Consider the following 12,362-nt stretch of genomic DNA (forward strand, 5'->3'; position numbering starts at 1 on the left):
AAGGATTGGCACGCATGGTGACCGAACGCGACCCGGCGTCGGCGCTCGATGCTGCCGGCGCCCGCTTCGCCGCGATGATCGAGCCCGGGTCGCTGCTGGAGGCGACGCCCGAATGTCTCGTCGTCGCGAGCACCGACGGCCGCATCGTGTTCGCGAACCAACGCGTCCAGGAGCTGACGGGATTCGGCCGCGACGAGCTGGTCGGCCGATCGGTGGAACTGCTCGTCGCGGCCGACCTGCTCGACCTCGGCACGGGCGACCGGGTCGAGGCCGTCTGCGGCACGAGCGAAGGCGGGACCGTGCCGGTGGAGGTGCACGTCGGGCGCATCGACGGTCCCGCGCCGCTGATGGTGGTGACGCTGCGCGACGCGACCGAGCTGCAGGCGGGGCGGGAGGCGAGGTTCGAGGCCGAGGCAAAATACCGTGCCCTCGTCGAGCAGATCCCCGCGGTCGTCTACCTCGACCCCGTCGACGAGAACGCCGACTCGATCTACGTGAGCCCGCAGGTCGTCACCCTGCTCGGCATCGACCCCGACGAATGGCTCACCGACCCCTACTGCTGGCGCAAGCACGTGCACCCCGAGGACCTCGATCGCGCGTGGGACGAGTACGAGCAGGCGTTCAAGGAGCACACGACCCTCAACCACGAGTACCGCATGGTGCACGAGGACGGCACGATCAAGTGGGTGCTCGAGCAGGCGTATCCGATCAAGGACGAGCAGGGTGAGCCGTGGCTGATCCAGGGCGTGATCTTCGACATCACGGCCCGTAAGGCCGCAGAGGACCAGGTGGCGTTCCTCGCGTACCACGACAAGCTCACGGGACTACCGAACCGGCTCCTGTTCGAGGAGATGCTCGAGAACGCGATCTCGCGTGCCCGGCGACACGATCTCGGCGTGGGCGTGATCTTCGTCGACCTCGACAACTTCAAGCTCGTGAACGACTCCCTCGGGCACGCCGCCGGCGATCAGCTCCTCGCACAGCTGGCGGAGCGGCTCCGCGTGTACACGCGTGAGACCGACCTCGTCGCGCGTCAGGGCGGCGACGAGTTCCTGCTGCTGCTGTCCGATCTCGATCGGACCCACGACACGGGATCGGACCGGGAGGCGGCGATGATCGTCGCCGAGTCGGTGGCCTCGCGTGTGCACGAGTCGCTGGCCGAGCCGTTCGTGCTGAACGGCACGGAGTTCATCGCGAGCGGATCGATCGGCATCTCGCTCTTCCCCCAGGACGCGCTCGATGCCGAGACGCTGATGAAGAACGCCGACGCGGCGATGTACCAGTCGAAGCGCCAAGAGCCCGGCGGCTACGTCGTGTTCGCGACGAGCGGCGACGACCCGAAGAAGAAGCTGTCGCTCACGACGCGACTGCGCCGGGCGGTCGAGTACGAGGACTGGGTGCTGCACTACCAACCCGTCGTGAACCTGGCCGACGGCTCGGTCGAGGGGGTCGAGGCGCTCGTGCGCTGGCATGGCCCGAACGGCGGCATCGTGCCGCCCGGCGAGTTCATCCCCCTGGCGGAGGAGCTCGGGCTGATCGAGGCGATCGGCGACTGGGTGATCGACGGGATGGCAGCGCAGCAGCGCGCCTGGGCCGACGACGGCCTCGATCTCACGGTGGGCTTCAACCTCTCGCCCCGTCAGCTGTGGTCGGCGCACCTCGCCGAGAAGATCCTGAAGAAGCTCCGCGCCGCCGACGTCGATCCGTCGAAGGTCGTCGTCGAGATCACCGAGTCCACCGCGATGGCCGACCCGGACCGGACCCAGAAGATCCTGGCCGAGCTGCGCGCGTGGGGCCTGTCGCTCGCGATCGACGACTTCGGCACCGGGTACTCGTCGCTCGCGCGCCTGAAGCACCTGCCGGTCCAGATCCTGAAGATCGACCGGTCGTTCATCCGCGACGTGCACCGCGACACCGGCCTCGCGAGCATGGTGCGGGCGATGATCCAGCTCGCGAGCGGGCTCGGCATGGTGCCGCTGGCCGAGGGCATCGAGACCGCAGCAGAACTGGAGTTCCTGAAGGCACACGGATGCTCGATGGGCCAGGGCTTCCATTTCGCTCGGCCGGTTCCCGCCGAGGAGATCCCCGCCCTCGTGACCCGCAAGCTCGGGCTGGCGCCGGCCGACACCCCGCGCTGACGCGTCTCCCGGAGGCGCTTCCGACCCTCCGCTACCATCTACCGCCATGAGCAGGCGGTACGACCCGAGCGAGTTCGAACCGAAGTGGCAGCAGGCCTGGGCCGACGAGCGCATCTACGAGGCGTCGGAGGATGCCGCCGACGAGCGGCCGCGGTTCTACGCGCTCGATATGTACCCGTATCCCTCGGGCGACCTGCACATGGGTCACGCCGAGGCGTTCAGCGGGGGCGACGTGGTCGCCCGATATCGGTGGATGCGCGGGGACAACGTGCTCCATCCGGTCGGATGGGACTCGTTCGGGCTGCCGGCAGAGAACGCCGCGATCAAGCGGGGCATCGACCCCAGGGCGTGGACCGATGCGAACATCGAGCAGCAGGCGCGGTCGTTCCGGCGCATGGGTATGTCGTTCGATTGGACCCGGCGCCTGGCCGTGCACGAGCCCGAGTACTACCGGTGGACCCAGTGGTTGTTCCTGCGGTTCTTCGAGAAGGGGCTGGCCTACCGCAAGGAGTCGCCCGTCAACTGGTGCCCCAAGGACCAGACCGTGTTGGCGAACGAGCAGGTGATCCAGGGGGCGTGCGAGCGCTGCGGCGTGATGGTGGAGCGCCGCAACCTGACCCAGTGGTTCTTCAAGATCACCGACTACGCGCAGCGCCTGCTCGACGACGAGGACCAGCTCGTGCGGTGGCCTGAACGCGTGCTGACCATGCAGCGCAACTGGATCGGCCGCAGCGAGGGCGCGCGCGTCACGTTCACGATCGAGGAGACGGGCGAGGAGATCGAGGTCTTCACCACCCGCCCCGACACCCTGTGGGGCGTCACGTTCTTCGTGTTCTCGGTCGAGCACCCCGCGGTCGAGCGCCTCGCGAAGCTCGGCGGCACCTGGGCCGAGGTCGAGCCGCTGATCCAGCGCTCCCGCGCGGCCTCGCTCGCGAGCCGGGAGGCCGCCGATACCAAGGAAGGCGCGGCCCTCGGCGTGCACGCGGTCAACCCGGTGAACGGTGAGACGGTGCCCGTCTACGCGGCGCCGTACGTGCTGATGGAGTACGGGACCGGCGCGATCATGGCCGTGCCCGCGCACGACGAGCGCGACTTCGCGTTCGCACGGCAGCACGGCCTGCCGGTGCGGGTCGTGATCCGGCCCGAGGGATCGGAACCGATCGACGCCGACGCCATAACCGAGGCGCTGCCGCACGAGGGCGTGATGGTCGACAGCGGGCCGTTCGACGGGGAGCCCTCACCGGCCTCGATCGCGAAGGTCGCGGCCTGGCTCGAGCGGGAAGGGCGGGGCGAGGCCACCGTGAACTTCCGCCTGCGGGACTGGCTGCTCTCGCGGCAGCGGTACTGGGGGGCCCCGATCCCGATCGTGCACTGTCCTTCATGCGGAGAGGTGCCGGTACCCGACGACGAGCTGCCGGTGCTGCTGCCCGACGACGCCGACTTCCAGCTGGGTGGGGAGAGTCCGCTGGCCCGTCATCCCACCTGGAAGCACGTGCGGTGCCCGTCGTGCGGCGGCGAGGCGACCCGTGACACCGACACGATGGACACGTTCGTCGACTCGAGCTGGTACCTGTTCCGGTACTGCTCGCCGGGCTACGAGGGCGGGCCGTTCCGCCGCGAGGACGTCGACCGCTGGATGCCGGTCGGCCAGTACACCGGCGGCGTCGAACACGCGATCCTGCACCTGCTCTACACGCGGTTCTTCACGAAGGTGCTCTACGACCTAGGCATGGTCGGCTTCACCGAGCCGTTCCCGCGCCTGATGAACCAGGGCCAGGTGATCTACGACGGCGCCTCGATGAGCAAGTCGAAGGGCAACATCGTCGAGCCGATGCCGATCGTGGAGCGATGGGGCGCCGATACGATGCGGCTGATCATGTTGTTCGCCGGTCCGTTCGAGGACGACATCGACTGGAAGCTGATCGCCGGCGACGACCCGAACCGGCGTCCGGGGGTGCACTCGTGGCTCGGGCGGGTGTTCGCAGCCGTCGGCGACGCGGTGCAACGTGGCGACGCCTCGCCGGAGCCCGATGCCTTGGTGCGCCTCACGCACAAGACGATAGCGGGCGTCACCGACGATCTCGACCGGTTCCGGTTCAACACCGCGATCTCGAAGCTCCAGGTGCTCACGAACGAGATGCGGACCGCTCTCGACGCGGGCGGGGGTGCCCTCGGTGCCGCGCGCGCCCTCGTGCAGATGCTCGCACCGTTCGCACCGTTCGCGGCCGAGGAGCTGTGGCGCGTCGAGTTCGGGGAGCCTGCGTCGGTGCACCGGTCCAGCTGGCCCTCGTTCGACCCCGCCCTCGTGGTCGAGGACACCGTCACGATGGTCTTCCAGGTCGACGGGAAGCTCCGCGACAAGGCCGAGGTGTCGGCCGACATCGACGAAGCCCGTGCGCTCGAGTTGGCGCGCGGCAGCGACAAGGTGCGGGCCGCGATCCACGGACGCGAGGTCGTGCGGGAGATCGTGCGCGTGCCGAAGCTCGTGAACCTCGTCACGAAGCGCTGACTGGCCCAACTCCTGGAGCTCGCGCCCCGAGCTCAGGCCCCGGAGCTCAGGCCCCGGCGACCGTGACCCGCAGGCGGTGTACGGCGTTGTTCGCGTACCCACCGAGGTTCGGCTCGGCGTGGAGCGGCTGGCACGCGCCCGACGCATCCGTCGCCCGGCATGCGAGCTCATGGATTCCCGGGGTCGCGTTCCAGTCGAAGGTCCAGCGCTGCCACGCGTGCCGAGCAGGAGCCGGCTCGAGGACCGCCTCCGCCCACGTGCGGAGTCCGTCGACGCTGACCTCGACGCGTTCGATCGAGGCCGAACCGGACCATGCCCGTCCCTCGAGCGTCGTGGGTCCGGCTCCCAACACGCGGTCGCGTTCGGGGAACGTCGGCACGCCGGGCGGGACCATCAGCGATCTCACGCGGATGCGTGACAGAGGCTCGCCGGCGTCGTCGGGGTCGTTCCGGAGCCGGTAGGACACGAGGTTCTGGTAGCCGCCGAACTGTTCGGGGAGCGCCGTGATCCGGTCAAGCCACTTCACGTGCGTCATGCCGTACCAGCCGGGCACGACGAGCCGTGCGGGTGCCCCGTGCTGGGGAAGCAGTGGCCGTCCGTTCATCTCGTAGGCGATCATGACGTCGTCGCGCATCGCCTCGGCGAGCGGAAGGCCGCGCTCGTACGCCTGCTCCTCGCCCCCTTCGATGCCCCGGTCGAGTCCGGCGAACGCGATATCGACGGTGTCCGCCGGGACCCCGGCTTCCTGCAGGAGTGGTGCGAGCGGTGTCCCCGTCCACTCGGCGGTGCCCACTGCCTCGAGCAGCCATGGCTGGCTCGGCGGGCGTTCCTCGAACATCGCGCGGCCGTTCCCTGCGCATTCCAACGTGACCGGCGCGGTGACGCGCGGACGCTCGCGGAGGGCGTCGATGCTGAGACGTCGCGGTTGCTCGAACCCATCGAGGGTGAGCGACCATCCGGCAGCGTCGACGAGCGGCATGTCGTAGTGGATCAGCAGGTAGTGGAGGCCGGCGGGCGTGATGTCGGACCGGAGCGCCTCGAGCGGCAGGCCGTGGTTCCTCGCCGCCTGGGCGAGCTCGTCCAAGCCGATGCCATCGTCGCGGTGTCGCTGCATCGGCTGATGCAACCACGTTCCGTGCCCGAAGGCGAACCGCCGCACAGCCGTGACGCGCGTCACTGAACGCCTACGAGGGCCCCCCTAGCGTCCGTGGCATGAGCGTCAGGGATCGGCTCGACACGTTGTCTCGGGGGGAGCTCGTCGGTCTGGTCGTGGTGGTCGTCATCACGATGGCGGGCGCCGGCCTGTGGTACGTGCGATCGCTCCCGAGGCCCGTGACGATCGCGGTCGACGCGCTGGCGTCGATGGCCCCCGCCGCGCCCGCCGATGCGCCCGCCGATGCGACTGCGGTCGCGTCGCCGACCGGACCGCCGATCATCGTCGACGTCACCGGTTGGGTGCACGAGCCGGGTGTCTACGAGTTCGCCCAGGGCGACCGCGTGGTCGACGCCGTCGACCGCGCCGGTGGGGCAAGGAAGGGCGCCGACCTCTCGGTGCTGAACCTGGCGGCCCCGCTGACCGACGGCACCCAGGTCGTCGTCCCGAAGCAGGGGGCCGCTGACCCCGGCACGGTGGCGCCGGCCGGCGCCGGCTCCGTTTCGAGCGGCGGCCTGATCAACATCAACACTGCGAGCGCGACGGAGTTCGAGACCCTCTCCGGCATCGGCGAGGTGCTCGCCGGCGCGATCGTCGACTACCGCACGGAGAACGGCCCGTTCGCCTCGGTCGACGACCTCGAGAACGTGAGCGGCATCGGCCCGGCGACCCTTGAGGAGATCCGAGACCAGGTCACGGTATGAGCGCCTGGCTGCTCCCGGCCGCGACCACGGCCTGGTGGGCGGGGCTCCTCATCGGATTCGGTCCCGCGCGGTCATGGATCGTGTGGGCGCCCGGCGTACTCGGCCTGGCCGCGTTGGTCTCGGCCGTGATCGCCGCGCCCGTCACCCGCGGACGGGATCCGGTGGCTGAGGCCGGGCTCGTCCCGGCCGAACGCCGTCCCGTGGCGTCGGTCGAACGTGTGGCGGCCCCCAGGCGCAGCCCCGGCGCCCCTGTCGCCGCGGTGACCCTCCTGGTCTGCACCGGCGTCTGTGCCCTGGGTGTCTGCTGGGCCCTGCTCGCTCTGCGGCGGCTGGCATCTTCGCCGCTCGCGGCACGGGCGCCCGACCGGGTCGAGGTCGACGCCACGCTCCGGGAGGATCCGCGCCCCGGCGCGCTCGGATGGCACGCGCTCGCCGATGTCCGCCTCCTGCGCACGGCCGACGGCACGGTGAGCGCGCTCCGCGAGACGATCTGGCTCTCCGGCGACGAGGATCCGCCCGCGGCCGCCCGCGGCGACCTCGTCCGGGCCGACGGTTCGCTCCAGGTGCCCGACGACCCGGGGTTCCTCGACGCGATCCACGCCAAGGGCGTCGCGGTCACGCTGCGTGCGTCGCAGGTCGAGCGGCTCGAGGGTTCCCCGAACCCGTTCGTTCGAGCGACCCAGGCCGTGCGGTCGACGATGGCACGGTCGATCGAGGCGGTGTTCCCCGCCCGGGAAGCCGGGTTGCTCATGGGCCTCGCGCTCGGCGACGACTCGCACGTCGACGCGGGCGTCGAGCGCGACTTCAAGGCAACCGGGCTCACGCACCTGCTCGTCGTCTCCGGCGGCAACGTGGCGATGGTGCTCGGCCCGATCCTCGCGCTCGTGACGATGCTGGGGCTGCCCAGGGCCGCCCAGGTGTCGGTCGGGCTCGCGACGGTCGCGTTCATCGTCGTGCTCACCGGCGCGGAGCCGTCGGTGATGCGTGCCGGCGCGATGTCCGCGCTCACCCTCGTCGGTCTGCTCCTCGGCCGCGCCCGTTCGACCGCGGTCGTGCTCTCGGGCGCGGTGCTCGTGCTGCTGATCCTGCAGCCGGTGCTGGTTCGATCGATCGGCTTCCAGCTCTCCGTCACGGCGACCGCCGGCATGGTGGCGATGGCCGGCCCGCTGGGCGAGCGGTTCGCCCGCGTGATGCCTGCGCCCGTCGCGGCGGCGGCGGGCACGACGCTCGCCGCCCAGCTCGGTGTGACGCCCGTGTTGCTGTACCACTTCCACGATGTGCCGGGTGTGACCCTGCTCGCGAACGTGGTCGCCGCGCCGACCGTGGCGCCGTCGCTGCTGCTCGGGCTCGTGGCGGCCGGGCTGGGCATCGTCTCGGAGCCGATCGGTCACCTCGTCGGGCTCGCCGCCCAGGCGCCGATGCGAGCCCTGCAGCTGATCGCGAACGTCGCGGGGCGGGCTCCTGTCGCGCACATCACTTCGAACGGAGGCCCAGCCGTGCTGGTCCTCGGTGCCGGTCTCGTCGTCGCGGTCACGGCGGCGCTGCACTCGGGGTGGCGCCCGCCCCGCCGTGCGGTCATCGTCGGCGTGCTCCTCGTGCCGCTGCTTGTGTGGAACTCGGCGGCCTCGGTCGGACCGCCCGATGCGCTCACCGTGCGGTTCCTCGACGTCGGGCAGGGCGACGCGGCGCTCGTCACGACCCCGGCCGGCATGACGATGCTCGTCGATGGCGGCCCCGACGAGGAGCAGACCGCCACCGAGCTCGCCGCGCTCGGCGTGAAGCGGATCGACGTCGTCGTCGCGAGTCACCCGCACGCCGATCACGTGGTCGGCCTGCCCGCGGTGCTGGCTCGGTTCCAGGTCGGTGTGGTGCTGCAGCCGGGGTGTCCGTCGACGTCGGCGCTGCAGGTCGAGGTCGACCGGGCGATCGCCGACGAGGGGATCGAGGCGCGCACGCCCTGGGCGGGTGACTCCTTCGTCGTGGGCGACGTGCGGCTCGACGTGTTGTCGCCGCACGAGTGCTACACGGGCACCGAGTCCGACACGAACAACGACGCGCTCGTGATCAGGCTCACCCACGGCGCGGACTCGGTGCTCTTCGCGACCGAACCCGAGGAGCCCGCCCAGGAGTGGCTCCTCGAGCAGCGCGACCAGGTGGGTCTCGACCTGCACGCCGACGTGCTGAAGGTGCCCCACCACGGCGCGGCCACATCGGTCGCGGAGTTCTTCGAGGCCGTGGCGGCGCCGGTGGCCGTGGTGAGCGTGGGCGAGAACACCTACGGTCATCCCGTTCAGGCCACGCTCGATGCGATCACCACCACCGGGGCCCAGGTCTGGAGGACCGACCAACACGGAACGGTCACCATCACCTTCCAGGGTGGCGTGCCCGCCGTCGTCGCCGACCGCTGACGATGTTGGTTGGCTCTATGATGAGTCGTGACCTCCGAGCTTCGCGTGCTCGTCGAACAGCCAACGAGGGGCAAGCGCTGGGTCGCCGTTGCGGCGGACTGGCCGGGACTCGAACGGGGCGGCAAGACGGAGGACCTGGCGGTCGAGAAGCTCGTCGACTACGTCCCGCGGTACCTTCCAGTCGCGAAGCGCGTCCGGCTGGGCTCGCAGCTCACGACCCAGACCAAGCTTGACATCATCGATCGATACCCGGGGACCGGCTCGACCGATTTCTGGGGCGTCTCGTTCGCGCCTTCGCCGCTGGACCGCCAGGCGTTCGACGCGCCGACGTTCGACCGCCAGGTGCGGCTGCTCCGCGCGGCGTGGGCCGAGTTCGACGAGACGGCCGCTCGCGTAACGGCAGAGCTCCGGCCGGGTGTCCGGGGCGGCGGCCGCTCCCGTGACAAGATCATCCGCCACGTCCTGGCGAACGAGGGTGAGGACTTCTCGAGGCGCGTGGATGCCAAGTCCGAGCTGGTGGACCTGCTGAGGCCGAGCGGACTCGCCAAGCACCGCGACCGCTTCGTTGAGGCGATGCGTGCGCGGTACAAGGAGGGCACGCCACTCGGCAAGTGGACGATCCCGTACCTGCTTCGACACACGGCGTACCACGTGCTCGACCACACCTGGGAGATGCAGGATCGAGATCTGTCGGACGACGCCACCAGGTGACCGCCTCGACGCAGGGACGGTCGCTGGCGGCTCGAGATACATCCCCGAAACCTCGCGCAACCGTCAGCCCTCGGCGTCTGGCGGATCCAACGTGAGCCTGCCGACCGCCTCGCCGTACTCCCAGACGTCGATGCCGGGTGGCTCCATACCGAACGTCGTGAGCGCCGTACAGATCTGGCTCCGATGGTCGGTGCCGTGGTGCATCGCCTGTGCGAGCCAGATCCCGACGAAGGTGTGCTCCACCGGCCCGTCGATCGTCGGCGTCGTGAGCGGCAGATCGGGATCCCACCCCTCGGCGAGTTGGCGCTCCCACTCGCGCCCGTTCGCCTCCGCGATGACGCGAAGGGCTCCGAGGTCGGCGTCATCGTCCGGGCCGTCGTAGTCCCCTTCGGTATCCGCGAGGCGGAACAGGTACCAGCCGTCGGAGTCGACCACGTGCCGGAGCGTCTCCTGCACGCTGCCGTACATCGCCGGGAAAGGCCGGTGGAGCTGCTCGTCGGTCAGGTCCGCGCAGGCGTCGAGGACGCGCATCGTCGCCCAGTTGTGATGCCGGATGGCGTCTTCCACGAGAACCAAGCCTACGACTCCTCCCCTGCAAGAATGGCCGCATGGCGCTTCAACGGATGGACAACGTCGGCATCGTGGTGGAATCGCTCGATGCTGCGATCTCGTTCTTCGCCGAGTTGGGCCTCGAACTCGAGGGTCGAGACATGATCGAGGGAGACTGGTCAGGGCGCGTCACCGGACTGCGCGACCAGCGCGTCGAGGTCGCCATGATGCGCACGCCGGACGGCCACGGCCGGATCGAACTCTCGCGATTCGTCGCGCCGCCTGTGGTCGCCGATCACCGGAACGCCCCGGTGAACGCTCTGGGCTACCTGCGTGTCATGTTCGCGGTGGACGACCTCGACGATACGCTCGCCCGGCTCCGCGACCACGGCGCGCAGGTCGTCGACGAAGTGGTCCAGTACGAAGAGGTGTATCGGCTCTGCTACGTCCGAGGCCCCGAGGGCATCCTCATCGGACTGGCCGAGCAGATCGGCTGACGCCGACACGCGCTCAGGTGACATCGCCGAACGCTGGGGCACCCGACCGCGTTCACGCTCGACGCCCTCGCCGCCGCGGGGTCGACGGTCTGGCGCACCGACCGCAGCGGCACGGTCACCGTGACGTTCGTCGACGGGGTGGCGGTCGTCTCTGGCGAGCGCTGATCGGCACGGCGCTGCGGACACGTCACAGCGTCGCGCTACCATCCGAGCCATGGCCAGCCGTTCCCGTGCTCCGATCGCGCTGCTGTGGGGCGAGGACGACTTCCTGCTGCGCGAGGCGGCGCTCGCCCGGTTCGGCGAGGTGCGCCCGGGCGAGGTCGACGCGGGGGAGTGGCAGGGCGGGGAGCTGCAGGACCTCGCCACCCCCTCGCTGTTCGGTGAGCCGAGGGCACTGTTGATCTCCGACGCGCGCTCCCTCACGAAGGATGCGACCGCGGAGCTCGCTGCCTACCTCGACGCTCCCGACCCCGACGCACAGCTCGTGATCTGTTGTCGGGTGGCCGATCGCGGCAAGGTACCCGCCGCCCTCGACAAGCTCGTGAAGCCCGTCGGCGACGTGGTACACGTCGAGATCAAGCGGAAGGACCTCGAGCCCTGGCTCACCCGCCGGGCCGACACCCTCGGCCTCGACCTCTCGGTCCCGGCCGCTCGCGCGCTGGTCGAGATCCTCGGAGAAGAGCCCGGCCAGCTCGTCGCCGCCCTGGCTCAGCTCGAGTCGGCATTCCCGGCCCAGCGGATCACCCCCGCTCTGGTGGCTCGCCAGTTCCGGGGGCTCGGCGAGCAGAAGGTCTGGGACCTGTGCGACCGCGCGTTCTCACGCGACCTTCCGGGCGCGATCCGCTCGTGGCGTTCGATCGAGGAGGGCGGCGACGACCCGCTCAAGGTGCTCGGCGGCGTCTCGAGCCGTCTGCGTGACCTGATCCGCGTGCGCTCGCTGCCCGATCGCATGCCGCCCGCCGAGCTCGCCAAGCGCGCCGGCCTGCGGTTCGACTGGCAGGCCCGCCGCTACCAGCAGCAGGCGCGGAACTTCTCGATGGCCCAGCTGCTGCGTGTGCACGAGCGCATCACCGAGACCGATCGCGCCTTGAAGTCGGGTGCCTCCGGCGACACCGTGATGCCCGCGCTCGTGGTCGCGATCGCCGCCGGGTGACTCACCGCTCCCCGCACGCGATCGAGCTCTCGACGAAGACGGTTGGCCAGTCCGGCCGGTCGACGTCGGTCCCCCGGGCGACCTCGACGCGGCGCCAGGCCCAGCGCCCCGCGTAGTCGAGCTCGGCGGTCCACCTGACCGCCGGGAACGGTCCCGGGCGCACGACGTCGCGGTCGCCCGGCAGGGCCGAGTACCCCTGCACCTCGAAGGCCTCGATCACGTCCTTCCTCGGCGCCGTCGTGCCGAACGTCGTCCGATGGGTCGGGCAGCACCCAGCGGGGTCGCAGTAGGGGCGGGCGGTGGAGACGCGCGGCCGGCCCAGCACCGCCGTCATGAAGTCCCGCTGGGCCGCGGGGGTGCCTGGCACGAGCGGAGCGAGCGAGGCGGGAGAGGGTCCCGAGCCGCGCGGTGCCGGCTCGGCGATCATGGTCAGCCCGACGAACACGGCCACGGCGACGCCGGCCATCGAGAGGTAGGCGCCGAGCGGGGAACGACCGGGTGAGGCCGCCATGAGGGCAGCCTATGACAGACGTGGGGCGA

General features: G+C 70.5%; 10 protein-coding genes. 7 read left to right on the forward strand and 3 right to left on the reverse strand.

Features of this window, described 5'->3' with window-relative positions:
- The first annotated feature begins 14 nt into the window (after positions 1 to 14).
- Together VFI59_02360 and leuS are read left to right on the forward strand one after the other, a co-directional pair.
- Entirely contained in the window at positions 15 to 2,138 is a 2,124-nt protein-coding gene (locus VFI59_02360) for an EAL domain-containing protein (GenBank protein ID HET6712535.1), read from the forward strand.
- Positions 2,139 to 2,184: 46 nt separating this feature from the next.
- Positions 2,185 to 4,647, forward strand: a complete 2,463-nt coding sequence (gene leuS, locus VFI59_02365) for a leucine--tRNA ligase (GenBank protein HET6712536.1) — start codon at positions 2,185 to 2,187, stop codon at positions 4,645 to 4,647.
- Between the two features lie 46 nt (positions 4,648 to 4,693).
- Here leuS and VFI59_02370 read toward each other — a convergent pair whose 3' ends face one another.
- A complete protein-coding gene (locus VFI59_02370) occupies positions 4,694 to 5,761 on the reverse strand; it encodes a sulfite oxidase (GenBank protein ID HET6712537.1) in 1,068 nt (355 codons plus the stop codon).
- A 98-nt stretch (positions 5,762 to 5,859) separates the two neighbouring features.
- On the opposite strand from VFI59_02370, the gene VFI59_02375 reads away from it, so the two are divergent.
- From VFI59_02375 to VFI59_02385, 3 genes are read left to right on the forward strand one after another with little or no spacing between them, the layout of a single operon-like run.
- Positions 5,860 to 6,504, forward strand: coding sequence for a ComEA family DNA-binding protein (locus VFI59_02375; GenBank protein HET6712538.1), 645 nt, complete (start codon positions 5,860 to 5,862; stop codon positions 6,502 to 6,504).
- Entirely contained in the window at positions 6,501 to 8,912 is a 2,412-nt protein-coding gene (locus tag VFI59_02380; GenBank protein ID HET6712539.1) for a DNA internalization-related competence protein ComEC/Rec2, read from the forward strand. The genes VFI59_02375 and VFI59_02380 overlap by 4 nt, the downstream gene beginning before the upstream one ends.
- 27 nt (positions 8,913 to 8,939) lie before the next feature.
- Positions 8,940 to 9,623 carry a hypothetical protein gene (locus tag VFI59_02385; protein ID HET6712540.1) on the forward strand — a complete coding sequence of 228 codons (684 nt, stop codon included), beginning with the start codon at positions 8,940 to 8,942 and terminating at the stop codon, positions 9,621 to 9,623.
- Between the two features lie 63 nt (positions 9,624 to 9,686).
- Here VFI59_02385 and VFI59_02390 read toward each other — a convergent pair whose 3' ends face one another.
- Complete coding sequence (locus VFI59_02390; protein ID HET6712541.1) at positions 9,687 to 10,190, reverse strand: DinB family protein; 504 nt, start codon at positions 10,188 to 10,190, stop codon at positions 9,687 to 9,689.
- Positions 10,191 to 10,231: 41 nt separating this feature from the next.
- Between VFI59_02390 and VFI59_02395 the strand changes: the two genes are divergently transcribed.
- Both VFI59_02395 and holA read left to right on the forward strand, forming a co-directional pair.
- Complete coding sequence (locus VFI59_02395; GenBank protein ID HET6712542.1) at positions 10,232 to 10,669, forward strand: VOC family protein; 438 nt, start codon at positions 10,232 to 10,234, stop codon at positions 10,667 to 10,669.
- A 214-nt stretch (positions 10,670 to 10,883) separates the two neighbouring features.
- A complete protein-coding gene (gene holA / locus VFI59_02400; protein ID HET6712543.1) occupies positions 10,884 to 11,822 on the forward strand; it encodes a DNA polymerase III subunit delta in 939 nt (312 codons plus the stop codon).
- 1 nt (position 11,823) lies between these two features.
- On the opposite strand, the gene VFI59_02405 is transcribed toward holA, so the two are convergent.
- A complete protein-coding gene (locus VFI59_02405; protein HET6712544.1) occupies positions 11,824 to 12,333 on the reverse strand; it encodes a hypothetical protein in 510 nt (169 codons plus the stop codon).
- Positions 12,334 to 12,362: the final 29 nt, after the last annotated feature.

The sequence above is a fragment of the Actinomycetota bacterium genome, assembly GCA_035697485.1.
Lineage (GTDB): Bacteria > Actinomycetota > UBA4738 > UBA4738 > HRBIN12 > JAOUEA01.

Bases quoted from the DNA above. Each gene is read 5' to 3' on its own strand.
- VFI59_02360 (HET6712535.1), top strand. From the start codon at position 15: ATGGTGACCGAACGCGACCCGGCGTCGGCGCTCGATGCTGCCGGCGCC.
- leuS (HET6712536.1), top strand. From the start codon at position 2,185: ATGAGCAGGCGGTACGACCCGAGCGAGTTCGAACCGAAGTGGCAGCAG.
- VFI59_02370 (HET6712537.1), bottom strand. From the start codon at position 5,761: ATGCAGCGACACCGCGACGATGGCATCGGCTTGGACGAGCTCGCCCAG.
- VFI59_02375 (HET6712538.1), top strand. From the start codon at position 5,860: ATGAGCGTCAGGGATCGGCTCGACACGTTGTCTCGGGGGGAGCTCGTC.
- VFI59_02380 (HET6712539.1), top strand. From the start codon at position 6,501: ATGAGCGCCTGGCTGCTCCCGGCCGCGACCACGGCCTGGTGGGCGGGG.
- VFI59_02395 (HET6712542.1), top strand. From the start codon at position 10,232: ATGGCGCTTCAACGGATGGACAACGTCGGCATCGTGGTGGAATCGCTC.
- holA (HET6712543.1), top strand. From the start codon at position 10,884: ATGGCCAGCCGTTCCCGTGCTCCGATCGCGCTGCTGTGGGGCGAGGAC.
- VFI59_02405 (HET6712544.1), bottom strand. From the start codon at position 12,333: ATGGCGGCCTCACCCGGTCGTTCCCCGCTCGGCGCCTACCTCTCGATG.